The 25,365-nt window shown below is 44.6% G+C and carries 26 protein-coding genes; 20 read left to right on the top strand and 6 right to left on the bottom strand.

What is annotated here, in order from left to right; all coding sequences use genetic code 11:
* Positions 1–203 precede the first annotated feature (203 nt).
* Both menB and QUB12_RS20210 read right to left on the bottom strand, forming a co-directional pair.
* Positions 204–1,037 (bottom strand): 1,4-dihydroxy-2-naphthoyl-CoA synthase, encoded by an 834-nt coding sequence (gene menB / locus QUB12_RS20215; RefSeq protein ID WP_333139313.1) that lies wholly within the window; start codon positions 1,035–1,037, stop codon positions 204–206.
* 308 nt (positions 1,038–1,345) lie between these two features.
* Positions 1,346–1,942, bottom strand: a complete 597-nt coding sequence (locus tag QUB12_RS20210; protein ID WP_333139315.1) for a TerB family tellurite resistance protein — start codon at positions 1,940–1,942, stop codon at positions 1,346–1,348.
* A gap of 75 nt (positions 1,943–2,017) precedes the next feature.
* Here QUB12_RS20210 and tadA point away from each other — a divergent pair, with 75 nt between their 5' ends.
* From tadA to QUB12_RS20195, 3 genes are all read left to right on the top strand, one after another.
* Positions 2,018–2,518, top strand: coding sequence for a tRNA adenosine(34) deaminase TadA (tadA, locus tag QUB12_RS20205; protein WP_333308153.1), 501 nt, complete (start codon positions 2,018–2,020; stop codon positions 2,516–2,518).
* A 283-nt stretch (positions 2,519–2,801) separates the two neighbouring features.
* Positions 2,802–3,533 (top strand): lysophospholipid acyltransferase family protein, encoded by a 732-nt coding sequence (locus QUB12_RS20200; RefSeq protein WP_333300399.1) that lies wholly within the window; start codon positions 2,802–2,804, stop codon positions 3,531–3,533.
* Positions 3,534–3,681: 148 nt separating this feature from the next.
* Entirely contained in the window at positions 3,682–4,062 is a 381-nt protein-coding gene (locus tag QUB12_RS20195; protein ID WP_333139321.1) for a hypothetical protein, read from the top strand.
* Between the two features lie 181 nt (positions 4,063–4,243).
* On the opposite strand, the gene QUB12_RS20190 is transcribed toward QUB12_RS20195, so the two are convergent.
* Positions 4,244–5,008 (bottom strand): ABC transporter ATP-binding protein, encoded by a 765-nt coding sequence (locus tag QUB12_RS20190; RefSeq protein WP_333139323.1) that lies wholly within the window; start codon positions 5,006–5,008, stop codon positions 4,244–4,246.
* A gap of 931 nt (positions 5,009–5,939) precedes the next feature.
* Here QUB12_RS20190 and QUB12_RS20185 point away from each other — a divergent pair.
* From QUB12_RS20185 to QUB12_RS20135, 11 genes are all read left to right on the top strand, one after another.
* Positions 5,940–6,551, top strand: a complete 612-nt coding sequence (locus QUB12_RS20185) for a DUF4231 domain-containing protein (protein WP_333308151.1) — start codon at positions 5,940–5,942, stop codon at positions 6,549–6,551.
* Between the two features lie 262 nt (positions 6,552–6,813).
* Complete coding sequence (gene gor / locus QUB12_RS20180; protein ID WP_333139329.1) at positions 6,814–8,157, top strand: glutathione-disulfide reductase; 1,344 nt, start codon at positions 6,814–6,816, stop codon at positions 8,155–8,157.
* Between the two features lie 160 nt (positions 8,158–8,317).
* On the top strand, positions 8,318–8,854 hold the full coding sequence (locus QUB12_RS20175) for an opioid growth factor receptor-related protein (RefSeq protein WP_333139331.1): 537 nt from the start codon (positions 8,318–8,320) through the stop codon (positions 8,852–8,854).
* Between the two features lie 55 nt (positions 8,855–8,909).
* Complete coding sequence (locus QUB12_RS20170; protein WP_333308149.1) at positions 8,910–9,872, top strand: MoxR family ATPase; 963 nt, start codon at positions 8,910–8,912, stop codon at positions 9,870–9,872.
* A 249-nt stretch (positions 9,873–10,121) separates the two neighbouring features.
* Positions 10,122–11,228, top strand: a complete 1,107-nt coding sequence (locus QUB12_RS20165; RefSeq protein WP_333308147.1) for a DUF58 domain-containing protein — start codon at positions 10,122–10,124, stop codon at positions 11,226–11,228.
* 2 nt (positions 11,229–11,230) lie between these two features.
* Positions 11,231–13,276, top strand: coding sequence for a transglutaminase domain-containing protein (locus tag QUB12_RS20160; protein WP_333308145.1), 2,046 nt, complete (start codon positions 11,231–11,233; stop codon positions 13,274–13,276).
* Positions 13,277–13,660: 384 nt separating this feature from the next.
* Complete coding sequence (locus QUB12_RS20155; protein WP_333139338.1) at positions 13,661–14,251, top strand: sigma-70 family RNA polymerase sigma factor; 591 nt, start codon at positions 13,661–13,663, stop codon at positions 14,249–14,251.
* Complete coding sequence (locus QUB12_RS20150) at positions 14,248–14,694, top strand: hypothetical protein (RefSeq protein WP_333308143.1); 447 nt, start codon at positions 14,248–14,250, stop codon at positions 14,692–14,694. Before QUB12_RS20155 ends, QUB12_RS20150 begins: the two co-directional genes overlap by 4 nt.
* Before the next feature lie 19 nt (positions 14,695–14,713).
* Positions 14,714–15,199 (top strand): Spy/CpxP family protein refolding chaperone, encoded by a 486-nt coding sequence (locus tag QUB12_RS20145; protein ID WP_333139342.1) that lies wholly within the window; start codon positions 14,714–14,716, stop codon positions 15,197–15,199.
* A gap of 297 nt (positions 15,200–15,496) precedes the next feature.
* Complete coding sequence (locus tag QUB12_RS20140) at positions 15,497–16,192, top strand: YqiA/YcfP family alpha/beta fold hydrolase (protein ID WP_333139344.1); 696 nt, start codon at positions 15,497–15,499, stop codon at positions 16,190–16,192.
* Between the two features lie 25 nt (positions 16,193–16,217).
* Positions 16,218–16,925, top strand: a complete 708-nt coding sequence (locus QUB12_RS20135) for an ROK family protein (RefSeq protein ID WP_333308141.1) — start codon at positions 16,218–16,220, stop codon at positions 16,923–16,925.
* Between the two features lie 157 nt (positions 16,926–17,082).
* Here QUB12_RS20135 and QUB12_RS20130 read toward each other — a convergent pair whose 3' ends face one another.
* Complete coding sequence (locus QUB12_RS20130) at positions 17,083–17,367, bottom strand: WGxxGxxG family protein (protein ID WP_333139346.1); 285 nt, start codon at positions 17,365–17,367, stop codon at positions 17,083–17,085.
* A gap of 182 nt (positions 17,368–17,549) precedes the next feature.
* Here QUB12_RS20130 and QUB12_RS20125 point away from each other — a divergent pair, with 182 nt between their 5' ends.
* From QUB12_RS20125 to QUB12_RS20115, 3 genes are all read left to right on the top strand, one after another.
* Positions 17,550–18,722, top strand: coding sequence for a histidinol-phosphate transaminase (locus QUB12_RS20125; protein WP_333308139.1), 1,173 nt, complete (start codon positions 17,550–17,552; stop codon positions 18,720–18,722).
* Positions 18,723–18,775: 53 nt separating this feature from the next.
* On the top strand, positions 18,776–19,171 hold the full coding sequence (locus tag QUB12_RS20120; protein ID WP_333139350.1) for a VOC family protein: 396 nt from the start codon (positions 18,776–18,778) through the stop codon (positions 19,169–19,171).
* A gap of 168 nt (positions 19,172–19,339) precedes the next feature.
* Entirely contained in the window at positions 19,340–19,882 is a 543-nt protein-coding gene (locus tag QUB12_RS20115) for an REP-associated tyrosine transposase (RefSeq protein ID WP_333139352.1), read from the top strand.
* A 130-nt stretch (positions 19,883–20,012) separates the two neighbouring features.
* Here QUB12_RS20115 and QUB12_RS20110 read toward each other — a convergent pair whose 3' ends face one another.
* The gene (locus QUB12_RS20110; RefSeq protein WP_333308138.1) at positions 20,013–20,585 is read right to left on the bottom strand and encodes a hypothetical protein; all 573 of its coding nucleotides are present in this window, start codon (positions 20,583–20,585) and stop codon (positions 20,013–20,015) included.
* 58 nt (positions 20,586–20,643) lie between these two features.
* Here QUB12_RS20110 and QUB12_RS20105 point away from each other — a divergent pair, with 58 nt between their 5' ends.
* From QUB12_RS20105 to QUB12_RS20095, 3 genes are all read left to right on the top strand, one after another.
* Positions 20,644–21,069 (top strand): DUF2358 domain-containing protein, encoded by a 426-nt coding sequence (locus tag QUB12_RS20105; RefSeq protein ID WP_333139382.1) that lies wholly within the window; start codon positions 20,644–20,646, stop codon positions 21,067–21,069.
* Between the two features lie 295 nt (positions 21,070–21,364).
* The gene (gene iscB, locus QUB12_RS20100; protein ID WP_333139356.1) at positions 21,365–22,636 is read left to right on the top strand and encodes an RNA-guided endonuclease IscB; all 1,272 of its coding nucleotides are present in this window, start codon (positions 21,365–21,367) and stop codon (positions 22,634–22,636) included.
* Between the two features lie 198 nt (positions 22,637–22,834).
* Positions 22,835–23,251 carry a fasciclin domain-containing protein gene (locus QUB12_RS20095; protein WP_333139357.1) on the top strand — a complete coding sequence of 139 codons (417 nt, stop codon included), beginning with the start codon at positions 22,835–22,837 and terminating at the stop codon, positions 23,249–23,251.
* A 341-nt stretch (positions 23,252–23,592) separates the two neighbouring features.
* Here the strand turns inward: QUB12_RS20095 and QUB12_RS20090 are convergent, their stop codons facing one another.
* The gene (locus QUB12_RS20090) at positions 23,593–25,059 is read right to left on the bottom strand and encodes a glycoside hydrolase family 13 protein (protein ID WP_333308136.1); all 1,467 of its coding nucleotides are present in this window, start codon (positions 25,057–25,059) and stop codon (positions 23,593–23,595) included.
* Positions 25,060–25,365 lie beyond the last annotated feature (306 nt).

Genomic DNA, 25,365 nt, shown 5'->3' with positions numbered 1-25,365 from the left:
ATTTTCGATTGTCAATTTTCGATTGGGGAATCACTGATGACTATCATGGTTTGGATCTGGCAAAGCAGTTTCATTCTTTTTGGGAACTGGTATCCATACTGACACTTTTGGACGAGCGCGTGCATTTGGCTTTACTAACTCATAAAACTCAGCAGCATCTACTTTAATATGAGCGCATAAAAAAAACTGATTTCTCCATCCAGCTATGGCAGCCAAGGATATTGACTAAAATCAGGTTGCCGTTTTTCTAAAAAGGCTTGTTTGCCTTCGGCGCCTTCCTGCGTCATATAGTACAGCAAAGTGGCATTTCCCGCCAGTTCTTGCAAACCGGCTTGACCGTCGCAGTCGGCATTAAAAGCGGATTTCAAGCAGCGAATCGCGATCGGACTTTTTTCGAGAATTTCCGCAGCCCACTGAATCCCTTCTATTTCTAGTTGTTCGACGGGCACGACGCAGTTGACTAAACCCATTTCTAGGGCTTGCTGCGCGCTGTACTGGCGACACAAAAACCAAATTTCTCTGGCTTTTTTCTGGCCGACTACTCTGGCGAGATAGCTAGCTCCGAAACCACCGTCGAAACTGCCGACTTTGGGGCCGGTCTGTCCGAAAATAGCATTGTCAGCAGCGATCGTCAAATCGCAAATTAAGTGCAGAACGTGACCCCCTCCAATTGCGTAGCCTGCAACTAAAGCAATTACAACTTTGGGCATAGATCGAATCAACTTCTGCAAGTCGAGCACGTTCAAGCGGGGTATGCCACCTTCGTCTACATATCCCGCCGAACCCCGCACGCTTTGGTCGCCGCCGGCGCAAAAGGCGTATTTGCCGTCTGTATGAGGCCCGGCACCGGTGAAAAGGACAACGCCGATTTTTGTGTCTTCACGGGCATCAGTAAAGGCATCGCACAGTTCCTGCACGGTTTTGGGACGGAAAGCGTTCCGTTTGTGAGGTCGATTGATGGTAATTTTGGCGGTGCCGCCGCTTTTGTGATAGAGAATGTCTTCGTAGGTTTTGGCGGTTTGCCATTCAATTTGCATAATCAATCAATTTTAGATTTTAGACCGAGCTCGGTCTATCAAGACAGCGACAAGTCGCTTTTAGATTTTAGAGGCATTCGGTTCAATGGGATACCAGGGTCGATCGACTGTTGCAAAAAAAAATAAAGCGGGACTTAGGCAGAAACCAGGTTTTCGATCGACATACGCCGTGCAGCGCTCTTGGCAGGGGTTAAACAACCCGGTTTTTGAGAGTAAGAGCGCCCAATTCCCATCTCAAATGGAAACAGCGTCAAATCCTCGAACTCCTCTGACTACTTTGTACTGCCCAAAAAATTATAGGGGCTGGATTATTGGCGGAGTAAAATACTCAGCAAGTGCTTTGCTGCTTTGCCAAATACCGGATCGCGGGACTCGAATTCGCTGGGATCGAGTAAAGCTTTAACTTCGGCAAAAGCTTCTGAGTCGAGGGTTCCTTCTTTAGTAAATAAAGTGTCTATGACTGCAATGTGTCTGGAGTCGAGGCCGAGCCGATTTGCGATCGACTGTAAGTACATTTGCTCCCGCATATCGATGTGTCCGTCGGCCGCTGACATTTCGTAGCCGGAACCGATGAGCAACAGTTTTTCAGATTCTGAGAACAAAGCTGTCAGGGTTAGCAATTCCGTGGGGTTGAAGTAAACCTGCTGTTTCGATACTCCTTTGACAAGGCGCTGAATTAGTTCGATCCGATCGCGGTCGCCGCTGGCAAAGGCTTTGAGAGTCTTTTGCAGCCGTTCTTCTTCTTCAACTGCGATCGTCCTGTCAATAATCATAACTCCGCGCAGGATGGAAATCAGAGCCGTCAGAAACACTACCAAAGGAGTGATATCTTGTTCGCGCAGCTTTTGCCGACTAATGCGGCACAACAGCTCAACAATTTCAGTGGTAATCGTAGTGGTGTCCATAATTAAAGACTCTCGATTAAGCTGTAATGTAACTTTCTATATCGATCTTAAGTTTTTCTGTAACTTAGGTATGACGTGAATTATAAAGCTGAGCCGTTGGCTATTAGTGAGACTACTTATTTTATTCACAAACGCTGGATGACTAGGGCTGTGGAACTGGCGCAAGCAGCCGGTGATGCTGGTGAAGTACCCGTGGGTGCTGCAATTGTTGACGGTACTGGCAAATTGATTGCCGAAGCGCAAAATCGGCGAGAGCGAGATTGCGATCCGACTGCTCACGCTGAAATCTTGGCTTTGCGGGCGGCCGGCAAAGTTTTGCAAGACTGGCATCTCAACAAATGCACGCTCTACGTAACGCTGGAGCCTTGCCCGATGTGCGCGGGTGCGATCGTCCAAGCTCGGATTGGTCTGCTGGTATACGGAGCAGATGATCCGAAAACTGGCACGATTCGGACTGCGGCTAATATTCCAGATAGCGCGCATTCGTGTCACCGATTAGAGGTGCTCGGCGGTATTATGGAGTCTGTTTGCCGCGAGCAGTTGCTTTCTTGGTTTGAAGCACGCCGGAAAAATTAACCGGTAAAATTTTTTACTCTCTTCGGGGCGATGTTTAATTGAAATTGATCCTTTAACTGAAATAATAGATCCGTAATTGCCCGATCAAGCTTTCCAGGTGGCCGACTGCTCTGCATTAGTGCTGTCCGGTTGGCTGAGGTTTTACCTGTGACAGATTATCTCTTGCGGGCGCGATCGCTCGATCGGCACAAGGCCAATAGCAAAACTGTCCTGAGCCAAAAACTAAAGATTTGTCCAACAACTTACTTTAGACTTTATATTTCGATAAGGCAGCTTAATTGCTATGCGCCACACCGCCACGATCGCCGTTGAGTCCAGTAAATCATCTCTAGTGAAGCCCATGCCTGCCAAGGTAGCATCTAATACCTCTCGCGTTTCTCCTTGGTTAACCTCCTTGCTCTATCCGCTAGGTCACTATGTTGTCCTACCGTTTCATTTTGGCAAGATTGAGATAACCGGACAGGAGCACTTGCCGAAAGACGGGCCTGTCATCTTAGCCCCTACGCACCGCTCCCGGTGGGATGCCCTGATGATGCCTTATTCAACGGGACAGATGGTGACTGGACGCGATTTGCGGTTTATGGTAACTGCTGATGAAGTGAAAGGACTGCAAGGTTGGTTCATCAGAAATTTGGGGGGGTTTGCTGTGGATCTCAAGCATCCGGCAATTGGCAGTCTCCGTTACGGCGTGGAACTACTCCTCGACAAAGAAATGTTGGTGATTTTTCCCGAAGGCGGTATTTTTCAGGATGGCGAAGTTCACCCGATTAAGCCTGGATTGGCGCGTTTGGCAATGCAAGCAGAGTTGAGCAAACCGGGTTTGGGGGTGAAAATTGTACCGATGAGTATCCGCTATCGCCCGCGCATTCCTCAATGGGGTTGTCAGGTAAAAATTGCGATCGGTGCTCCGATTTGCGTGGCGGATTATGCCAATGGTGGCGGTGGTAAAAAAGAAGCACGATTGTTGAGTGCCCAGCTCGAAATGGATCTTAAAAAGCTTGATGAAAGTTGTTAGTTGTCAGTTGTCAGTTGTCAGTTGTTCTCAAGTAAGTGAGGTAAGTCAGCTAGTAATCACCAATGACCAATCACGCATCTCATATTACTAAAAAGTGCTATAATATTTGTTACGACTGTTGAATACAGTGGTAATTTTTTGCTATGCAATGTCAGAATCTATGGGTTTTGCTTTGAACTTTAAGCCCGGTCAAATTGTCAGTTTAGAATGTGGAGATGCGTGCCTCCATTCCGAGGTGATCCAAGTGGTTGAGGCACGTCAAGTTTGTTGGGTGCGCCCTTTGATGTTAGTTGTATCGGCGTGGGGGAAAGATTTATCGGCAGAATACACTTTATCGGATTTGCGGGATGGTGCTGATTTGCTTTGGCCGCTGAGCTTGTTTCGGGAGGCTTTTGATACTGAGGTAATTTCACTGTTGACTGAGTTGCACTCTCTGGATGCTGAAAAAAAGGATGGTGCGATCGCATCTCGGCAACTTAGAGATTTTGTCGATCGAGTTTGGGAAGCTTTTCCCAGTGCTTTTCATTAAGCAGATATCGGGTGTTTTGTCTATTAGTCCGCCAGGGGTTTTCAACCCCTGTCTAATAGCTAAAGCCCTCTTGGATAGAAGTAATACTCTCTTGATTCTTCAGTCCGCGTAGGCGGACTTCGTTTGTCTAGAAGCGATTTCAATCGCCCAATTTTCTTTTCGCTTTTCGCGGACTTTTATACTAAAATACCGCGTGTGAAAGCTCTTCCGGGTTGAGATTATTGTGAATAACTTGACCGTCCCGGAACCAGACAACGCGGCGAGTTTGGCGCGCTACTTCCGGTTCGTGCGTTACCATAACAACAGTCATGCCGCTTTCGTTGAATTCTGTAAAAATATCCATTACTTCTTGAGTAGTTTTTGTATCCAATGCACCAGTCGGTTCATCAGCCAGCAACAACACGGGACGGTTGACAATAGCCCTGGCGATGGCTACGCGCTGCTGCTGTCCTCCTGATAGTTGATTTGGTCTGTTTTGCAGCCGACTTTCCAAACCTACTTTCGTTAAAGCATCTACTCCGCGTTCGCGTCTTTCTGCTGCGGGAATGCCGGCATAAACCATCGGTAACATGACATTTTCTAAGGCTGTCAATTGAGGCAACAGGTGAAATTGTTGGAAGACAAAACCTAATTTTAAATTGCGAATTCCGGCTAATTCTGATTCGGGCATTTGGGCAACATCTACGCCGTCTAAGTAGTAACTGCCGCTCGTAGGTCGATCGAGACAGCCGATAATATTCATAGCTGTAGATTTGCCGGAACCCGATGCGCCCATAATCGAGCAATATTCTCCTTGTCTTACGGTCAAGCTGACGCCGTTTAAGGCGCGAACTTCCAGGTCGCCAATCCCGTAAACTTTTGTTACCTCTTCCAGACCGACAACAACGGGCTTTGAGAGGACTTGCGGGTCGAGGTCTTGGTATGTATCGGTTTGTAGTTCAGGCATTTTTTTTCTGTGCGATCGACACAACTAACTACTAAGCTAACACTTCCCATCGGTTTTGGCGATCGGGGTGACGGCTGTTTCGATGCTAATGAACAGAAAATCTATATTCAAATCAAAGTGAATACTTTGACACCAACTGGGAGGTAAAGTCGGAGTGGAAACAAAAATCGGCGTTGCTGAATGGGGTATAAAATTTGTAGGGGAAATCCCCCCGTGATTGCCCCACCGCTGACGGTGTAAGGACTTAGAATTATCCCTACAGGCAAAATCATACATAAATTCAGCAGAGCCAAAAAATCTATACTATTTATGCACTGACCGAAAGCATCCAGGATACAAGTCCCCGGATTCATGCGTCCAGAAATAAAAAACCTGTATCCGATAAAGGAACCCCCGAATTTATCCGTGGGGTCAATGCTAAAATCGAAAATCGAAAATCGAAAATCGAAAATCGATTGACTCTCTCTGTAGGGTGCTTATGGCAACTACTGTCAAAATACGATCGCCCTGCTTTACCTCATCCTACCCGTTGGCGATGACCACTAAACCCAGTTTATTGGTCATCTACTGTTATACAAGGAATATTTAACGATCGCCATCAACAAATTTTCAAGGGTTTCAGGGCCTTCTTCACCAAGTTGACAGGGCTTGGGTGAAATAGACACCCAAATAGGCTAAACTTGTGTCCGATCACCAAACAGACTACAAACCAATGACTACTTCTGCGGATACAAACCAGACCGAGATTTCCAATACAGTCTCATCGAGTCCACAAATGTTATCTTTCCTGAAAATTGTTGAGTATTTATCCATAGCCGCTTTTGTGGGTGCGTGCCTCCTTACCAGAGTTTTTCCAGACAATCAACTTATCGTTATTTTGGGATCTGTTTTTCTCTCTAGTTTTATTTTTCTCTTCCTGGCCAATAGGCAATTGGCTCAAAACTCTAGGAATAATGCTAATCAGTTAGAAATCCGAAGAAAAGCGGAACTATATAATTACCTCTTGAACCCGAATAATGTTTCGGATAACAATTCGATTACCCCGGTGAGAGAAAAGGCTTTACGATATTGCCAGGAGTTGATTGACGACTATAAAAACACCAGAGAGACTTCGAGAAATATTTACTATACTTTCCAGTTGGCAACCGTGATTTTCTCGGGAGTCACACCAATTTTAGTATTGGTAGACAAATTGGAACCAGGTCAATCTTTGCTCAAGTGGCTGCCCGTAATTTGTCCCGCTGTCGCCTCGATAGTCGCCAGTATAGTTACCTCCTTTCCTTTTCAGGAGAATTGGATTTCTGCTAACACGGCTGTGGAATTGTTAGAAGCGGAACAGGAGAAATTTGTATTAGGAGTGACTCCAGCTTATCGTTGCTATGATGTAGCCGACGCAGCCCAACATCAACAAATGACAAAAATGGCAATAGAAAACTTTATCAATCAGGTGAATGAGATTCATCTCAAGCAAATCCAAAAACCAGATGATACAGCGTCAAAGGATCAGAATACAGAGCCAGCTCAATCTACCGAGTCAAAGTAGGGGCAGAGTTAACGAATCTGACAATACCAGTAAGCAGGTAGGGTTGAGTGAGGCTACCTGCTATTAGACGGCTAAACTTTTCATCACAGATGGCATTTTGGGGCTATCCTATAACCAAATATCGGCTAGTCCCCCGTTTTTTTACCCCTCAATTAGCTATGTATGTAGCGATCAGAAGTTCTAAAAGGCAAAATTTTTGAGCTATCATTAATAAAAGTTAAGCGTAAACTTGGTAAGTTGGAGATTTTAGGTAAATACAATTATGACATACGATTACGATTTGTTTGTGATAGGTGCGGGTTCCGGCGGATTGGCGAGTTCCAAGCGAGCAGCATCCTACGGCGCAAAAGTGGCGATCGCCGAAAATGACTTAGTAGGCGGAACCTGCGTAATTCGCGGCTGTGTCCCCAAAAAACTCATGGTGTACGCCTCAACATTTTCGCACCTTTACGAAGATGCGGTGGGCTACGGTTGGAGTCCAGTTGAAAGCAGCTTTGATTGGGAAAAACTCGTCACCACGGTAGACACAGAAGTGCGGCGGCTGAGCAAACTGCACATCAGCTTTCTTGAAAAAGCCGGAGTCGAATTAATCTCAGGATACGCCAAATTTATTGACCCCCATACCGTCGAAGTTGGTGACAAAAAATTTACCGCAGCTAAAATCTTAATTGCAGTGGGCGGAGAAGCGCAAAGAGTCCCAATTGTCGGCATCGAACACGCGATTACGTCTCGCGAAATCTTCCTACTAAAAGAGCAGCCAAAACGGTTGGCAATTTGGGGTGGCGGCTACATCGGTGTCGAATTTGCTTGCATTATGAACGGGTTGGGAAGCCAAGTAACTCAAATCATCCGGCGCGATCAAATACTGCACTACTTCGACGAAGAAATTCGCGCTAACGTGCAAGAAGGAATGAGTAAGCACGGAATAAACATTTTGACAGAAAGCTCGATCAACCACATTGAGAAAACCCCAGAAGGTTTAAAATTAACTCTGTCGGGAAAATCCGAAGGAACGCTAATAGTAGACGCGCTTTTGTCCGCTACCGGGCGCTTACCAAATTTAGAAAAATTGGGTTTAGAAAATGCGGGGGTAGAAACCGATAAAGGTGCGATCGCCGTTACCAAAGACAGCCGCACCAGTCAGCAGCACATTTTTGCAGTCGGAGATTGCACCAACCGCATCAATTTAACGCCAATTGCGATCGCCGAAGGACGCGCTTTTGCAGATACTGAATTTGGCAACAATCCGAGAGCAATCACTCACGAAAATGTCCCGTCAGCGGTATTTTCCCAGCCGGAAGCAGCTACAGTTGGCTTAACAGAAGAGGAGGCTAAAGCCAAGTTTCCCGAATCAATTAAGTGCTATACAGCCAAGTTTAGACCGATGTTTCATTCTTTGACAGGTGCAGATGAGAAGACTTTTGTCAAGTTAGTTGTTGAGACTAATACGGACAGAGTTTTGGGCGTGCACATGGTTGGGAAAGACGCGGGGGAGATTATTCAAGGAATGGCGATCGCTGTTAATATGGGAGCTACGAAGAAAGACTTCGACGCGACTATTGGCATTCACCCATCGACTGGTGAAGAGTTTGTGACTCTGCGGTAAAGCGGGCGAAGCAGCCAGGGGTTTAAACCCCTGCCTAACAGCCTAAAGTCAGTTAAAATTCAGATATTGCACCATTTTCCAGAACAGGCAGGATGCCTGTTCCACAGAAAAATTAAATTTTATTGTGGGGTGGGCATCCTGCCCGCCCGTAAAGGGATTAATGAGTAATTCAACCAAACAAAACAAAATTTTAGCATTCTATCTCGGCCAGCAGCCTGATTCACAAGGTCGGGCGATCGAGGATATTTGGTCGTGGGATTACCAGAAGCTGGAATCCGTGCACAATTACATTCAATGGCTGTTTCCGCTGAGAGAAAAGAGCCGCTTTAATTCCAGTGCTCCTACTTTAAATGATGAGGTTATTCAAGCTTTTAGAACAAGTGAAGAGTTAAGAAGTCGCTTAGTCAAATCTCTAAAAGTCATGCTGGGGTTTTACGGGTTGGAATGCCGCGAAGGGGAAAACGCAGAAATTGTAATTGCCAAGTCCCCAGAATATTTGTCAAGGAAAAGAGAGTGGATTGAACAATTTAATCACAACTACCTGCGGCTGACTAGGATTCTCACAAGTTTGACAGAGTTGGGATTGAAAAATTACGCTTTAGCTCTTTTCAGGTGTTTGGATGAGATATATAATGAAAATCAAAAAAGTATTGGTTTAAAAACTTATACATATTGGAAAAATGCTGTAAATAGTTAAATCTAGCGAAGCCAATCAGCGGGACAGTAACCGGACGCTACGAACACAATAAATAATGGATAAAGCAATTACAGAAAATCACGCTCAGTCGGGCAGAGAAATTTATCAAAGGATTTCCAACAACATTCAAAAAGTCGTGAAAGGGCAATCAGCAGCAATCAGGAAATTGCTGTCAGCCTTTGTCAGTGGCGGGCACGTCCTCCTAGAAGATTATCCCGGTACAGGTAAAACTACCCTAGCTAAAGCCCTAGCCTTATCTGTAGATGTCAGCTTTAAACGCATTCAATTTACACCTGACCTTTTGCCATCCGATATCTTGGGCATATCCATGCTCGACCCCAATCAACGCACGTTCCATTTCCACGAAGGGCCTATTTTTGCTAATATTGTCTTGGCTGACGAAATCAATCGCTCATCACCGCGAACCCAATCCGCCCTCCTAGAAGCAATGGCAGAATTTCAAGTCAGCATTGACGGAAATTTGCACAAACTTAAAGACCCATTTTTTGTTATTGCTACTCAAAATCCAGTAGAATCTCGTGGCACTTATCCACTTCCTGAAGCCCAAATGGATCGCTTTGCAGTTCAATTTAGTCTAGGATACATCTCGCCCGAAGACGAAGTTAACCTGCTCGGAGACCAAATCCATCAACATCCTATTGATACACTTCAAACCTGCGTTAACTTAGAGGATATAATTAGCTTAAAACAGCAGGTAAAGCAAGTTAGAATTAGTGAAGAATTGAAACGTTACCTCGTAGATATCGTGAATGCAACTCGCTCAGCCGAAGGCGTACAACTAGGAGCGAGTCCCAGAGCTTCCATAGCTTTAATGAAAGTTGCTCAAGCATTAGCTTTGTTCGATGGCTATGAGTTTGTTACGCCTGAACATATTCAAGAACAGGCGGTATCAGTCATCGCTCATCGCCTAGTAATGGAACCTCAAGCGCGTTTTTCGGGTAGAATGGCCCCAGGTGTAGTTGAAGAAATTATCAAATCTATTCCTGTACCCGCCTAAAAAATGAAACGTTTTTTCTACGCTATTTTTCGCTTCTGTGCGCGTGTAAATCGCTCGCGAAAGAAGCGATTGACCAACAATGGGTTAGCAGTGCTTAGCTGCACGCTTTTAGCGGGAATTTTAGGATTAGATACTAATCAGACTGTGACTTATCAAATCTTTACTTTCCTGTTGTCAATTATAGGAATAGCCATAATTTTTAGTAAATTTTTTCGCTTCCGCTTCAATGCAGTACGGTTTTTGCCAAAGTTGGCAACTGTTGGAGTCACTTTAAAATACCGTATACTCATTCATAACAAAACTAGCCACAGTCAAAATAACCTGAAATTGTGGGAAAATTTTGCCGACACCTTCCCAAGTTTTCAAGAATTTATAGAAACACCTGAACCGGGTGAAGAACAGCGCACTTCATTGGATAAATACTTCGGCTATTATCGTTGGCTGTGGCTGATTTATAGAAAACAATGCGCCACAGCTAAAGTCATAGAATTGCCTCCTCTTCCACCCAATAGCAAAACAGAAGTGGTAGGTGAAATCACGCCGTCCTGCAGAGGTGTTATCCGCCTCAGTGGTCTAACAGTTACTAGGTCAGATCCTTTTGGGATTTGGAATGCTTGTAAAACAAATTCCTTGCCCCAATCTATGTTAATTTTACCCAAACTATATCATTTACCACCAATTCAGCTTCCTGGCTCAAGAAGATATCAATCAGGTGGCGTAACATTAGCTTCATCCGTAGGAGATTCCGAGGAATTTAGGTCTCTGCGGGATTATCGACCGGGAGATCCGCTACGAAAAATTCACTGGAAAAGTTGGGCAAAAGCAGGTAAGCCAATGGTCAAAGAAGAACAGGATGAATTTTTTGTGAGGCACGCCCTAATTTTGGATACATTTCAAAATGTAAAATATAGTGAAATTTTAGAAGAGGCAATTTCAATTGCGGCTTCATTATCCTATGAAGTTCAGACTCAAGAATCATTATTGGATTTGATGTTCGTCGTTCAAGAAGCTTATTGTTTTACCTTTGGCAGAGGGCTGAACTCTACTGATAAAATGCTAGAAATTCTCGCCTCCGTCGGTGCCTGTCAGGATAAAGTTTTTGACTCGCTCACCTCAGTTTTGATGGAGAAAATCTCTCTGCTAAGCGGTTGTATTTGTATATTTTTGTGCTGGGACGAACCTAGAAAAAGATTAGTAAATTATCTGAGAAGTCGCGGTATCCATACCTTAGTTTTAATTTTAACAGAGCGAGAAGCTCAATTAGATAGCTTAAATTTAGAACTCATTAAAGATGACTTAACAAGCTGCCATATTTTAAAGCTAGGTCAAATACAAGAGGAGTTAATGAAATTATGAAAATGCCAGTGTTTCTTTTGGGTGTTAGTGTAATTTTTTGGGGCTGGCAGACGGGACTATGGTTTTTTGCGTTGCCAATTGCTCTGATTTTAGAGGCAGCTAACTGGTGGCCTTATCGGTGGGATTTTTCAGCTAGTGATTTTAGGCGCATTGCTAATTTATGTCTGATTTTTTTGTGCTGTTTGCTGGTTTATCTCCTGGTCGCCAACCGCTCTATTTACTTGATATATAATTTGTTGCAGTGGCTTCCTGGTGTATTCTTTCCACTGGTAGCTGCTCAGGTATATTCTCTCAAGGAAAGTCTGGATATACGCCTAATGTTTTTGTGGCTAAACAAAGCCACAAAAAAAGCACCACTTAACCCCTTGATGGTGAATCTAAATTATCCATATTTTATCTGTTGTCTGCTATCCGCTAGTGCGACGAATAGTAGAGAGATATCTTTTTATGCTGGGATATTTGCATTAACAGCTATTGCTTTGTGGTCGGTGAGAACGAAAAGATTTTCATCTATTCTCTGGCTTGGTCTGATGTTAATTGCTGGCAGTATAGGATTTATAGGACAGATGGGTCTGCACCAACTTCACCTAGCAGTAGAACAGCAAGCAATCTCATGGCTTAGTAATGGGAATTCTCAAGAAACAGATTTTTTGAAAAAACAAACGAACATCGGATCAGTGGGATTATTAAAACAGTCAAATGAAATTATTTTTAGAGTTGCTCCTGAAGCTAAACAGACTCCTCCCCGACTGCTAAGAGAAGCCACTTATAATCGCTACAACTCTTCACTGTGGCTCGCCTTAAATCCTAACTTTGTTCCCGTACAACCAAAGACTAATGGCACAACTTGGGATTTAGGCGACCAACTACCGAATCCATCAACGATTACTATTTCGGCTACACTCCAAGGCAACCAAGGTTTATTAAAGCTGCCAGATGGAACTTTTAAAATTGACGCCTTGCCTGTCAGTCAGATGGAAAAGAATAAATATGGCACAATTAAAGTGGTAGGAAAAGTTGATAGGCTGGCTTATCGAAGCTACTTTAATAATAATTTTTCTGTAGATAGCCCGCCTACAGCAGACGACCTGCAAATACCAAAATCAGAAATGGCTGCACTGAATAAAGTCCTCAGCCAAATGGATATTCAAGGCCAGTCTCCACCACAAATTTTAGATAAAATAGAGTGGTTTTTCCTAAAAAATTTCGTTTATTCACTGAAGCTTAGGGGCCAAGATAATGATGCTACGCCTCTATCAACATTTTTACTGAACACTCGCTCTGGACATTGTGAATATTTTGCTACTGCTGCGACACTTCTCCTGAGAAAACTCGGTATTCCAGCCCGTTATGCTGTTGGATATTCTGTTCACGAATTTAGTTCTTTGGAGAACCAGTATATTGTAAGAAGTCGCCATGCTCATGCTTGGACTTTGGCTTATATCGCGGGAAAATGGCAAGCTTTTGATGCTACGCCTTCTGATTGGCAAAGCATGGAGGATGCTGCTGCTCCCCCAGGGGCATTTATCTCTGATTTATGGTCGCTATTGAGTTACGAAATTTTGCTGGGGTTGCGATATTTATCAGGTAGCAATGGATTGAAGTATGGGGGAGTCATCCTGCTGATCTTAATATTTTTCTGGAGGTGTAATCCTAATTTTAAGAAAAATGTACGCCTTTTATCTAAGAAACAAAGCTGGCTAAAAGCTATTTATAACAAAGATTCGTTGAGTCCGAAATCGGAATTTTATTTAATCGAACAGGCTTTAAATGAGTCTGGATTGATTCGCCATCCTTCCGAGTCTTTTAAAAATTGGATCGAGAGGTTAAAAAAAGAAAAACCGGAGTTATATTGTCTCGAAGAGTTAGCATTGTTGATTGAGATTCATTATTGCGATCGCTTCGATCCAAAAGGAATTCAAGACGCACAAAAAGCTGAATTTAAATTGGCAATTCAATCCTGGATAGAGCAATATCACCGGCAGGCGATCGCCTCAAACTCTCAGGTCAATAAAAGCGCTAAGCCTACTATAGCTTTTCTCAGGTAGATAATGTACAGATTTAGATTTTAAATTGGGGTATTGAGGACTTTTTAATTGATTCGTAAATTCCCCAACTATTCAGTTATTCAATCTAAACTTGTACCTCCCTTAATTGATAACCGCTATACATAGCTTTTCTAAATCACTTGTAAAAGTAACGCTTCTGGGGCGAGTCAGAGCGTCCATTTTCTCAACCAAGGCTGGGACTCTGGATCTGGGTTCCCAGGTTTACACCTCGGAACCCGTTAATTACAGGAAAAATCAGGACACGGCAGTGCCGTTTCCCTACCTGCCGCCTCGTCGAAAAAAAATTTTAAATCCTTTGAACCTTTTTTGCGATCGCCCTGTCTAAACACTTCAGATAACGAACTGGTGGGGGAGACTTCACAGGTGTTAGCTGTGTCAGCCAATGTTTTAACCGATGACTGTTCCGACTCGGACTTAGTTGCTCAATGTTTAAAGGGCGATCGCACTTGCTTTCGCTACCTTTACCAACGGTACCAACACAAAGTCAGGTCAACCCTTTACCAACTCTGCGGCCCCTCACTTCTTGACGATTTAGCACAAGAAGTATTCCTGCGAGTCTGGAAAGGATTGCCCAAACTCAAGCACCAGGAAAACTTTTCTACTTGGCTTTATCGAATCACGTGGAATGTGGCTTCCGACCAAAGACAAGCATTTGCTAAACAGCATTCTTTTGACTCCCAACTCAAAAATCAAGAAACAATGGATCGGGTTATTTTCAAAGATAACACATCGGACTTGATGCAGTTGCACTATCAAGATTTAGTGCAACGGGGACTGGAGCAATTGAGCTTTGAACACCGCAGCGTTTTGGTGCTGCACGACTTAGAAGACATCCCGCAAAAAGAAGTAGCCCAAATTTTGGGACTGCCTGCGGGAACCGTCAAATCTCGCGTGTTTTATGCCCGAAATTCTCTGCGGCAATTTTTGCAAAAAGAAGGTGTCAGCGAGCTATGAATAACCCAAGCAGCGACCAAGAGTTAGTTAATTTTTTGAAGCAACATCGCCCAAAGATTCCTGAAGCTGCACCAGATTTAGAGCAAAAAATTCTAGCAGCAATAGAAAGTAATCAGGCGAGCGTTGTTAATGAAACCCACCGGGAAAAAACGCCAGTAACTACGTCACCTAAGTCTAATGACAGGTTAAAAGTATCATCTGTTTCTAAGTGGGCTGTGTCGTCTGCGATTGCTGCTGGTTTGCTAGTTCTTTGGTCTGGCTACCGTCCGTTTGAGACTGCACAATTGCCAGATGAGGAAACAGCTAAGTTAGAAGCATTTTTAGTCACTAACTGGGAGGGTGTCCTCCATGATTCTCCCCAAGAAAATATGACCGATCGCCCGCAAACAGACTGGTTGAATTTCCCAGTTTCCTCGGATAGCGAACCGCCAACAAATAACTAATCTCAAAGAGGTAATTTTCATGTCAATTCGTCGTATTTCTGCCCTAGCCGTTTTAATGCTGACTCTCGGCAGCACAGCCGCAGCAATAGCAGTTCCCAATCCCCTAGAACCAGAAACAATTGCACAAAACCAGCGTCCCAATCGACCCGCTGGCAGGGAAGGTGGGATGTTCGAGAAACTTAATTTAAGCGCAGACCAAAAGCAGCAAATGCAGGCAGTGCGCGATCGCTACAAAGACCAAGTTTCCCAGCGAATGCAAGCAGTCCGCCAAGCCAGACAAGAATTGGAAACGATGATGTCCGGCAAGGAAAATGCCAGCCAAATACGCGACAAACACCGTCAAATAATGGGATTGAGGCAGCAGTTGGAAGAGGTGCAATTTGAAATTACACTCGCAATGCGAGAAGTGCTCACTGCCGAACAACGTAGCCAATTAGCTCAACTGATGCAGCAGCGCCGACAAAATGCTAAAAACCGGATGCAAAACGGTCAAAAACCGCAGTAATTGACGAGTAGTTTAGAGTGAATTGCAGGGTGCGTAATTCGCACTCTGCGATTCATTGTAAGCAGGTATAAATCAATAAATACAGGCATCGATAAACGCTGGTTTTCTGTAATCTACGCGATGGCTTTCTCTCTTCGGATAATTTGTCTAAAAAGTAAGCGATTTCAAGTCTATGCGATGGATTTCTCTCTTGGGATAATCAGTAAATATGTTCATCTACTTAGGGTCTTATTTTTTTATTTAATAACTCATTTTAAGTTAAAATAATTAGTTAAGAAGTCTCATAAAAATTTCTGGATGAATCTACAGAACGATTCGAGTTACATTTATTTACACGGATTTGCTTCAAGTCCCGATTCCCTTAAGGCAAAATATTTCCGAGAGCGCTTTTCTTCCGTAGGAATTGACCTAAAAACTCCAGATCTCAATCAAAACGATTTTTCCGGCCTCACCCTCACCCGTCAGTTGCAGCAAATAGAAACAGACTTTCTGCAAACCCAATCCTCGCAATCGGCAGAAAAGGTAAAAGAATTAGGCGGAGTTACAATAATAGGGTCTAGTTTTGGGGGGCTGACAGCGGCTTGGTTGGCCGATCGACAATTGTCCGTAAAACAAATAGTTTTGTTAGCACCGGCTTTTGACTTTATCTCCCACTGGCTGCCGCTGTTGGGACAGCAACAGTTAGAAAAATGGCAGTCTGAGAAATATTTGCCCGTTTACCACTACGGCGAACAAGGTTATCTGCCGCTGAATTATCAGTTTGTGGCAGATATGGCTCAATACCCTGAAGAAAAATTAATGCGATCCGTGCCTACGTTAATTCTCCACGGGAAGCATGATACAATAATACCGGTTCACGCTAGCAGAGATTTTGCCGCTAACCGTCCCTGGGTGCAATTAATTGAATTAGAAGACGATCATTCTTTGGGAAATGTCCTAGCGGAAATGTGGGAAGCGATCAAAAGTTTTGCCAATTCAAAAATTAAAATTTGACCAACTTGCAAGTCTTAACACTCAAATGACTGAACAAGATCGATCGACTCGCACCCTAGCCGTTGACATTGGCGGAAGTGGCATCAAAGTTATGGTTTTGGACAATGAAGGCGAGCCCCAAACGGAACGCAGCCGTTTAGAAACGCCTCAACCACCGAAACCGGAACCCGTACTAGAGGCGATCGCCTCTTTAGCAAGCGGACAAGGGGAATTTGACCGAGTATCCGTCGGTTTTCCCGGTGTCGTGCGTCTAGGCGTCATCAAAACCGCAGTGAATTTAGATCCGTCTTGGATAGATTTTGACCTAGAAACTACCCTCAAAGATCGCTTGGGAAAACCTGTGCGAGTGGCTAACGATGCCGATATTCAAGGATTGGGAGCAATTGCTGGGACGGGGGTAGAATTAGTAATTACCCTTGGCACCGGTTTCGGTTCTGCCTTATTTGTCGATGGTATCTTGGTGCCAAATCTAGAATTAGGACATCACCCGTTTCGCAAAGGGGAAACTTACGAACAGCAATTAGGGCGATCGGCATTAGATACAGTGGGCTCCAAAAGATGGAATCGCCGTCTGGAAAAAGCGCTCACCTATCTGCAAAATCTCTTTAATTGCGAGCGTATTTACATCGGCGGCGGCAATACTAAAAAGATTGCTGTTGAGTTACCGCCACAGGTTAAAATAGTACCCAATGTGAGCGGTTTATTGGGCGGGATTGCTTTGTGGCGCGATTGAATAAACTTTGTGGCTAAAATAGCCATCAATAATATCAAAGAAACCGGATTTTTTGGTTGGATTAAAGGCAATAATCCAGTCTTTAGGTAAAAAACCCGGTTTCTGAATCCACGACGGTTGATTGGGTTTTTGGCTGGTGCGATGGCAGTTTAAAAAATTATTCGCCCATCGGATCGCGGTAGCGTTTGGGTTCATCCTTGCGAAAGAGATTCGCCAAACCGAGGATGCCCAACAAACCCAAAGCACCCCAATGATTGTTGTCTTCCTTGCTTTCTTGAAGGGGAGTGGTGTCTAGAACAACTCCATTAGACTCAGTATTGTTCTGTGCCGGAGCTGACTCGGTTTGAGCTGAGGCAGGCATAGCTGAAGGGAGAACAGCCAAACTCAAAGCTATGAGGGTAGCGGCGGCATTTTTAGATAAATCGGAAGGCTTAACTTTCATACTCGGTCTCCAAATATCAGCAGTTACTTTATCAAAATAATCAATTTGTTACAGCCGACGCATCAATCGATCGACAGAAACTAAATCCCCCTCTCCTCTTGCTTTCGAGATAGAACAAGCTCTATGCTAAGTTCAGATGCTTCTAAGCAGATAATCTAAAATAAAAAGTCGTAAATTATACCATGCTTCCCTTTATCCGAAAAGATTTAGCCGAACTTACCGCATACACTCCCCATCCGGGCGGCACATCAGGAGAATCAGCGCACTCGGAAAGTGCGATCGATCGCCTCGATACCAATGAATGCCCCTACGACTTGCCAGAAGAATTAAAAAAAAAGCTAGCTTGGACTTACCAGCAGTTAATTGAGACAAATCGCTATCCCGACGGAGGCCACGCAGCGCTCAAAGAGGCGATCGCCCAATACGTCAATGAATCAATCACAATCCCCCCGCTAGGTGGCGTTACACTGCCCAAAACCGCCATTACAGCCGACAATATTTCTGTGGGCAACGGTTCCGACGAACTAATTCGATCGCTCTTAATAGCTACTTGCTTGGGCGGCCAAGGCTCTATTTTCGTTGCGAATCCCACCTTTTCGATGTATGGAATAATCGCCCAAACCCTCGGAATTCCCGTTGTGAGTGCTCCGCGGAAAGAGGAGAATTTTGAAATCGATATCGAGGCTGCTAAAAGGGCGATCGCCCAAAATCAAAATCCCCCCGTGCGCGCCGTCTTTGTCGTTCACCCCAATTCGCCCACAGCCAATGCTTTGACACCAGATGAAATAGAATGGTTGTCAACTTTACCCGAAGAGATATTAGTAGTAATTGACGAAGCCTATTTTGAATTCAGCCAAAATACGTTAGCAGACCAATTGCACCATCACCCGAATTGGATAATTTTACGTACATTTTCCAAAGCATTTCGGCTAGCATCAATGAGAGTCGGATATGCGATCGCCCATCCCGAACTCACAGCCGCCTTAGAAAAAATCCGTCTCCCCTACAACCTTCCCAGTTTCTCGCAAACTGCAGCCGAGTTAGCCCTAGCGCAGCGGCAGTTATTGCTAGCAACCATTCCCGAAACTCTATCAGAAAGAGCCAAATTAATTGCAGCGCTAACTCAGCATCAAAAATTACAAGTTTGGCCGAGTGCGGCTAACTTCGTTTACCTGCGCGTGAAAGCCGGTGAGGGCGAATCTGCCGAACAGGAACACAAACAAATCATGCAGCAGCTAAAAGAGCGAGGTACTTTAATTAGGCATACTGGAGGAGGTTTGCGAATTACGGTGGGTAGCCCAGAGGAAAATCAGCATACAGTCGATCGCATAGGAGAACTTTTTGACAACTCATAATATTCGGTATCCAGTTTCTGCTTAACACAAAAATAACTTTGGAGAAGATATATATGCTTCAAGGAAAGGTTTTACGGGTTGCTCGTCCAACGGATTGCCTCGATCGAGTTGTTCATTTCTACACAGAGGGTTTAGGGCTGCAAATCCTCGATCGTTTTGAAAACCATGAAGGTTTTGACGGAGTAATGGTTGGGATGCCAGGAGAAAGCCACCACTTTGAATTCATCCATCAACGGGGACATATTGTAGGTGGCGCTCCAACTCAAGACAATCTTATCGTCTTTTACCTTCCTAACCAACAAGAATGGCAGCAGGCTGTTGAGCGAATGAAAGCAATGGGATTTGAGCCTGTAAACTCCTACAATCCCTACTGGGACAAAGATGGAGTGACCTTTGAAGACCCAGATGGCTATCGAGTCGTTTTGCAGAATGCCGAGTGGATCTTGTAGCTGGTATTCTGTAGGTTGGGTTAAGCGATAGCGAACCCTACGCTTCGCTCTGCCAAACACCCAATTGATTAATAATGTTGGGTTTCGTTTCTCAACTCCACGGCTTATACAGAATGTTGGGTTTCGTGCCTCAACCCAACCTACACTATAAAAATCAGTGCTTAGCACATGCAGTATCGTCGTCTAAAAACTCCCGGAGCTACCTATTTTTTTACTATTGTTACGTATCAGCGCCAACGCTTATTTTCTGACCCCGAAATGGTAGAGCTGCTTCGCGCTGCATTCCGCAATGTTATAGGTGGATTTCCCTTTACAATTGATGCTATTGTTGTTTTACCCGATCATCTCCATTGTATTTGGACGCTGCCAGATCAAGATGCTAATTTTTCAACTCGCTGGCGATTGATCAAGAATTATTTCAGTCGTAATTGTCCTGAGCAATATAAACAAACTCGTTCAGTATCTCGTTTGAAAAAAGGTGAGCAAGCTATCTGGCAGAGGCGGTTTTGGGAGCATCAAATTAGAGATGAAGTGGATTTTGCAAATCATGTGGATTACATTCCTTATAATCCGGTCAAGCATGGATTAGTTGCCGCACCACGGGATTGGGAATATTCCAGTTTTCATCGCTATGTGCAGGATGGTTCTTATTCAAGGGATTGGGGCGCGAATGTTCTGATTGAATGGGACAATGAAGTTGGTCAGGAATGATGAATATTAATTTTGCAACAAATCTTGCGTAGGTTGGGTTGGAACGATAGTGGAAACCCAACATCAACATCGGTTGCGTTGGGTTTCGTTCCTCAACCCAACCTACGGCTAAAATGATGCAATAACATTTTTAATTATCAATCTGCCGTGCCGCCCGAATGGTTTGAGGAAATACGCCTACTAAAAGTGCCAAAGCTTCATCGGGAATTTGTGCCACCGTTTCCGAATCCAAATATTGTTCAAACTGAGTTAAAACCATTTGTGCGCGTTCCAAAGCTGTAGGCTTTGCCGTTAACTGTTCCATTAACCGCACCCACTGCCGCCGAATTCCAAAAGCTTTCTGTATTTCTTCGGGAGATTGAGGGCAAACCAAACAAAAATCGCCCACGGGAATCGCCTGCTGAGAGTCAACATCAAAAGCGCCCCCAACGGCAGCCCCAGGCCCGGCAAACTCCGCGTGGAAACGTTTAATCAAAATTAGGCCGTTCCGGCGACGGCTATCTACCATCAACAGCTTGCCGCTGTTGATTTCTGCGAGAATGTCAGAGGAGTGGGGGTGTTCTGTCAAATCTGTGCCAAGGTTTCGAGTTCGCAAGTCCGGGTCAGCAGAAAGGCCGAGGGGGACAATATAATTAGAGGTAAGATTAGAGCTGGTTGAAGTATCAATTTTTTTCTCCTCCCGCTGCCGATCGAGATTATTCATTTAAAGTCATAAATTAATACTGTCACAAGGTGGTAGTTTGAGCGCGATCGAATATCAAATGCAGGTAGAACAAGCAGTAGACACCCTGAAAGCGGATCTCCCGACGCTTTTTGAAAAAGACATCTCCTACGACATCTACACAAAAGATGTTTATTTTCAAGACCCTGTTAACAAATTTAAAGGAAAAATCAACTATCGCATTATCTTTTGGACTCTGCGATTTCACGGGCAGCTATTCTTTAACGAGATTTACTTCGACCTCCACGACGTAGGTCAGACAGCCCCTGATACTATTGTGGCAAATTGGACTGTTCGGGGGACACTGCGGGTTCCCTGGAAAGCTCGGATTTTTTTTAACGGCTACTCTACTTATAAACTGGATAAAGACGGCTTAATTTACGAACATATCGACACCTGGGACAGAGAACCCGGAGAGATTTTAAAGCAGTTTTTCCGCAAGGGGGAGGAGGCGAGCCAAGTATAAGCCAAAAAGGTCGATCGGGCCGAGCCATCAGGGTCGGCAACCGAATTAACTTATAGTCAGTAACTCAGCTCTAAAGAGACTGAGCTTGTAAGAAATTGCAAGCTATGCTGACCAGCCTAAGATTCTTGAAATCTACGTTATTTTAGTCACGACACCAGGCGAATGCGAAGCTAGTTCCCTGCTCTGTCATCTGCAACTAAACAGTCTTAAAGTCACGCTCGGCAGTGTTGCAGGTTTAAAAAGCTCTTATAACCTTGGCGAAGCTAACATTACACGCAAGTGGAGGGACGCAACAATGTCCAATTTTATTTTCGTACTTGATACAAACAAAAGACCGCTAACACCTTGCAAGCCTTCAATGGCTCATAAGTTGTTAACTGCCGGCAAAGCGGCTGTTTTTAGACGGTTCCCATTCACAATTATTCTCAAAAAGGTGATAACAGCAACTATTGAATCAATTAGTCTCAAGTTAGATCCAGGTTCTAAAACTACTGGCATCGCTTTACTAGAAGGTGAGAAAGTAATTTTTGGCGCTGAACTAACTCATCGAGGTCAAGCCATCAAAGCAAGTCTTGATTCCCGTCGCGCACTGCGTCGAGGAAGACGAAACCGTCATACTCGCTACCGCCAAGCAAGGTTTTTAAACCGTACCCGCCAAAAAGGTTGGTTAGCACCATCTTTGCAGCACCGGGTAGAAACCACCCTAACTTGGGTCAACAAATTACGCAGACTTGCACCAATCAGTCTAATCGTTCAAGAGCTTGTCAGATTCGATCTACAACAACTAGAAAACCCAGAAATTAGTGAACTGGAGTACCAGCAAGGCATTTTATGTGGGTACGAAATCCGCGAGTATTTATTGAATAAATGGAACAGGAAATGTGCTTATTGCAACCTTGAAAACGTACCTTTGCAAGTTGAACACGTTCATCCAAAAGCCAAGGGTGGAAGCAATCGAATTTCTAATCTCTGCCTTGCTTGCGAGAAGTGCAACCAGAAGAAAGGTACTCAAGATGTTCAGCAATTCTTAGCCAAAAAACCTGACATTTTGAAGCACATTCTTGCACAAGCAAAACGTCCGCTCAAGGATGCTGCTGCCGTGAATTCGACTCGATGGGCGCTGTTCTCTCGACTGAAAGAAACGGGGTTGCCCGTCTTAACTGGTTCAGGTGGACTGACCAAGTTTAATCGTACTCGACTGCAACTACCTAAAACTCATTGGCTTGATGCTGCTTGTGTCGGTCAACTTGAATCATTGTCTGTAGTAACGAGTAAACCATTGCTAATCAAGGCGACTGGACACGGAACTCGTCAAATGTGCCGCACAGACAAATTTGGCTTTCCATCTCGGTACGTTCCGAGAAACAAGTTTGTCAAAGGTTTTCAAACGGGCGACATTGTAAAAGCAGTCGTTACCAGTGGCAAGAAAATTGGTGAATATGTTGGTCGAGTTGCGGTTAGAACGACGGGTTCGTTTAATATCTCGGCATCAGAATTGATGCAAGGGATTAGCCATAAATACTGCAAAATTGTTCATCACAAAGATGGCTACAATTACTCATTTTGAACTTGAAGATTCACGGCGCTTGAAATCGCCGGGTCGTTTTCCTCTCAGGACTGAAGTCACTGAGTTTCCCACTTGCCGAGTGTTTTTTATGACTAAAATAATCATCATCCCTCCGATTCATTTTCTGCTATTTGTAAATTGCTAAAATGATTGTCGCCTCTGATTCATTTTCTGCTATTTGCACTCCTGAAAAACATCATGGCTGATATTGTCGAGACTGCCACCAATGCCGGCTCTTTCAAAACCCTCGTGACTGTTATTGAAGCGGCTGGTTTGTTAGATTTATTGCAAAGTCCGGGCCCCTACACCGTCTTAGCACCCACTGATGAGGCATTTGCCAAAATTCCTACGAATACTATTACGTCTTGGCTGGAAGACATACCCAAGCTCAAGAAAATTCTGACCTATCACATTCTGTTTGGCGAGGTACTAACTGAGAATTTGCTTGAGTTAAGTTCTGCTGAAACAGTTGAAGGTTCTGTGGTGGGAATTGATACTTCTGACGGCATTAAAGTGAATGATGCTAAAGTTCTCACTTCCAATATTCTTGCTGACAATGGCGTCATCCATATTATTGATGCGGTGCTAATACCCGCATTAGTTTCAGCAGAATAAAACTTGCGGCATCTCTAAATTTAGTAGGGTGCTTATGCAGGGCTGTTTCATTCTCTTGTAGGGGCAATCCCCCCGTGGTTGCCCCGATATCTGAAACCCCTACCCGCTCGTCTATCGGCTGGGCGGGCACGGGGGCACCGCCCCTACAAAACCCTGGTTTTTCTGAGAATGAAACAGCCCTGGGTGCTTATGGGCGCACCTTACATTTTAAACTAGAGAACTTACGCAAGTGTCACAATTAGTAAGGTGCGTCAGAGCCAAAACCCTGGATCATCCGTCCATCAATCGGTCTGACGCACCCTACAAGTCAATTGGATCGTGACACTTGCGTAATTGCTGAACTAATTATCCGAACCTAAAATCAATCCCGATCGCGCCGGCAGCATCAATTCTAAATGCCGAGTTTCCCCGTCACCTTTCCAAACAAACTCGCCTTTACCGAACAGCAATTTATCGTGAGCAGATTTCAGATTAGCTGGCTCAAAGCTAATATTAGCTTCTTCGGTCGCGACATTGACAGCAACAACTATTTCCTCATCCCCCAAAATTCGGGCAAAAACGTAAACCGTTCCCTCAGCAAACAGAACTTGGTACGAACCAGTGCGGAGGGCAGCGTATTTGTGCCGCAAACCTATCAACTGCTTGTGATAATCTAAAACATCAAGTTCCCAGCGAGCTTGTAAGGGAAAACTGCGGCGAGAATCGGGATCGAGAGCACCGGGCAAACCAACTTCATCGCCGTAGTAAATGCTAGGAGCTCCGGGAAAAGTTAACAGCAGCAAAGTTGCAAGTTCAACACTAGCTTTATCGCCTCCTGCAATTGTTAACAACCTCGCAGTATCGTGACTGGCTAACAAATTAAGTTGAGTTAGCTGTATTGGCCACGGGTACAGTTCCAAAACCTGCTGAATTTTGTCGCCGTACTCTTTAGCAAAAAGCGGTGGGTAGGGATGGTAAGCACGGCCTTCAATTTGAGTTAAATCTACCCTGTCCCCCGCTGCAAAAGCAATAGTCGGTGCAGCAAAAAGATAATTCATTACCCCGTCAAATTGAGTGCCGTCGAGCCATTCTCTCGCATCCTCCCAGACTTCGCCGACAATGTAAGCTTCGGGATTAACTGCTTTAACTCGGTCTCGAAATTCCTGCCAAAATCCCGGAGTTTTAATTTCAAAAGGAACGTCCAGCCGCCAGCCATCGACGCCGAATTCAATCCAATATTCGGCGATTTCCATGATGTATTCTCGCACTTCGGGATTGTCGTGATTGAATACAGGAAGGGCTCGATTCCCATCCCAACCGGCATAATTAGCAGGAAAATTGCCGTCGTAGGCAGATAACGGCCAGCCTTCAATTTTAAACCAATCGAGCCAAGGAGAACCGGGGCCGTTTTCGAGGATGTCGTGGAAGAAGAAAAAGCCGCGGCTGGCGTGGTTGAATACGCCGTCGAGGACAACTTTGATATTGCGATCGTGGGCGGCGTCTAGAAGCTCTTTAAAAGCTGGATTGCCACCCAACATCGGATCGACTTGATAGTAGTCGTGGGTGTGGTAGCGGTGATTGCTGGCCGACTGAAATATGGGGGTGAAGTAAATTGCGTTAATGCCTAAGTCTTGCAAGTAGTCTAGCTGTTCCATCACGCCCCACAAGTCGCCACCTTTGTAGCCTTGCAGGGTGGGCATTGCCTGCCATTCTTCCCACATGAAGTTTTGCAGCAGGCGTTTGCGAGGCTGTTTGCTTTTGGCGAAGCGATCGGGGAATATTTGGTAGAATACGGCGTTTTTAACCCAGTCCGGCGTTTGAATTTGCATACACTTTTTCTAGCTTTTAGGGGTTAGGCTACAGTAGCAGATGTTTGTTGCGGATCTAGCTTTTGGTAGAGAATAGACATTTTCTGCAATTTTCTCGATCGACAAATTGTAAAATATTACACAAATTTGCAGTCAATCTAAGACTGAAAAGTGACTCTACCTAGAAATTTATCGTCCCGACGGGCGGCGCTTTCTGACTGGTGTGGAGTCGGACAAACTCAGATAACAGGAACGCCAGCAAAAAGAACCGGATCAAATTCAAGCAGAACCAGAGCGCACTTTGGGCCCATACAGAGCGTCAATCGA

The sequence above is a fragment of the Microcoleus sp. B7-D4 genome, from assembly GCF_036705125.1.
In the GTDB taxonomy this organism is placed as follows: domain Bacteria; phylum Cyanobacteriota; class Cyanobacteriia; order Cyanobacteriales; family Microcoleaceae; genus Microcoleus.
Note: the sequence above shows the minus strand (reverse complement) of the source record. Positions and strands in the feature narration are given on the sequence as shown.

What these genes read in the sequence shown, in the direction of transcription:
- menB (WP_333139313.1), bottom strand. Translation starts at nt 1,037, where the DNA reads ATGCAAATTGAATGGCAAACCGCCAAAACCTACGAAGACATTCTCTAT.
- QUB12_RS20210 (WP_333139315.1), bottom strand. Translation starts at nt 1,942, where the DNA reads ATGGACACCACTACGATTACCACTGAAATTGTTGAGCTGTTGTGCCGC.
- QUB12_RS20200 (WP_333300399.1), top strand. Translation starts at nt 2,802, where the DNA reads ATGCGCCACACCGCCACGATCGCCGTTGAGTCCAGTAAATCATCTCTA.
- QUB12_RS20195 (WP_333139321.1), top strand. Translation starts at nt 3,682, where the DNA reads ATGTCAGAATCTATGGGTTTTGCTTTGAACTTTAAGCCCGGTCAAATT.
- QUB12_RS20190 (WP_333139323.1), bottom strand. Translation starts at nt 5,008, where the DNA reads ATGCCTGAACTACAAACCGATACATACCAAGACCTCGACCCGCAAGTC.
- gor (WP_333139329.1), top strand. Translation starts at nt 6,814, where the DNA reads ATGACATACGATTACGATTTGTTTGTGATAGGTGCGGGTTCCGGCGGA.
- QUB12_RS20175 (WP_333139331.1), top strand. Translation starts at nt 8,318, where the DNA reads ATGAGTAATTCAACCAAACAAAACAAAATTTTAGCATTCTATCTCGGC.
- QUB12_RS20170 (WP_333308149.1), top strand. Translation starts at nt 8,910, where the DNA reads ATGGATAAAGCAATTACAGAAAATCACGCTCAGTCGGGCAGAGAAATT.
- QUB12_RS20160 (WP_333308145.1), top strand. Translation starts at nt 11,231, where the DNA reads ATGCCAGTGTTTCTTTTGGGTGTTAGTGTAATTTTTTGGGGCTGGCAG.
- QUB12_RS20150 (WP_333308143.1), top strand. Translation starts at nt 14,248, where the DNA reads ATGAATAACCCAAGCAGCGACCAAGAGTTAGTTAATTTTTTGAAGCAA.
- QUB12_RS20145 (WP_333139342.1), top strand. Translation starts at nt 14,714, where the DNA reads ATGTCAATTCGTCGTATTTCTGCCCTAGCCGTTTTAATGCTGACTCTC.
- QUB12_RS20140 (WP_333139344.1), top strand. Translation starts at nt 15,497, where the DNA reads ATGAATCTACAGAACGATTCGAGTTACATTTATTTACACGGATTTGCT.
- QUB12_RS20135 (WP_333308141.1), top strand. Translation starts at nt 16,218, where the DNA reads ATGACTGAACAAGATCGATCGACTCGCACCCTAGCCGTTGACATTGGC.
- QUB12_RS20130 (WP_333139346.1), bottom strand. Translation starts at nt 17,367, where the DNA reads ATGAAAGTTAAGCCTTCCGATTTATCTAAAAATGCCGCCGCTACCCTC.
- QUB12_RS20125 (WP_333308139.1), top strand. Translation starts at nt 17,550, where the DNA reads ATGCTTCCCTTTATCCGAAAAGATTTAGCCGAACTTACCGCATACACT.
- QUB12_RS20120 (WP_333139350.1), top strand. Translation starts at nt 18,776, where the DNA reads ATGCTTCAAGGAAAGGTTTTACGGGTTGCTCGTCCAACGGATTGCCTC.
- QUB12_RS20115 (WP_333139352.1), top strand. Translation starts at nt 19,340, where the DNA reads ATGCAGTATCGTCGTCTAAAAACTCCCGGAGCTACCTATTTTTTTACT.
- QUB12_RS20110 (WP_333308138.1), bottom strand. Translation starts at nt 20,585, where the DNA reads ATGAATAATCTCGATCGGCAGCGGGAGGAGAAAAAAATTGATACTTCA.
- QUB12_RS20105 (WP_333139382.1), top strand. Translation starts at nt 20,644, where the DNA reads ATGCAGGTAGAACAAGCAGTAGACACCCTGAAAGCGGATCTCCCGACG.
- iscB (WP_333139356.1), top strand. Translation starts at nt 21,365, where the DNA reads ATGTCCAATTTTATTTTCGTACTTGATACAAACAAAAGACCGCTAACA.
- QUB12_RS20095 (WP_333139357.1), top strand. Translation starts at nt 22,835, where the DNA reads ATGGCTGATATTGTCGAGACTGCCACCAATGCCGGCTCTTTCAAAACC.
- QUB12_RS20090 (WP_333308136.1), bottom strand. Translation starts at nt 25,059, where the DNA reads ATGCAAATTCAAACGCCGGACTGGGTTAAAAACGCCGTATTCTACCAA.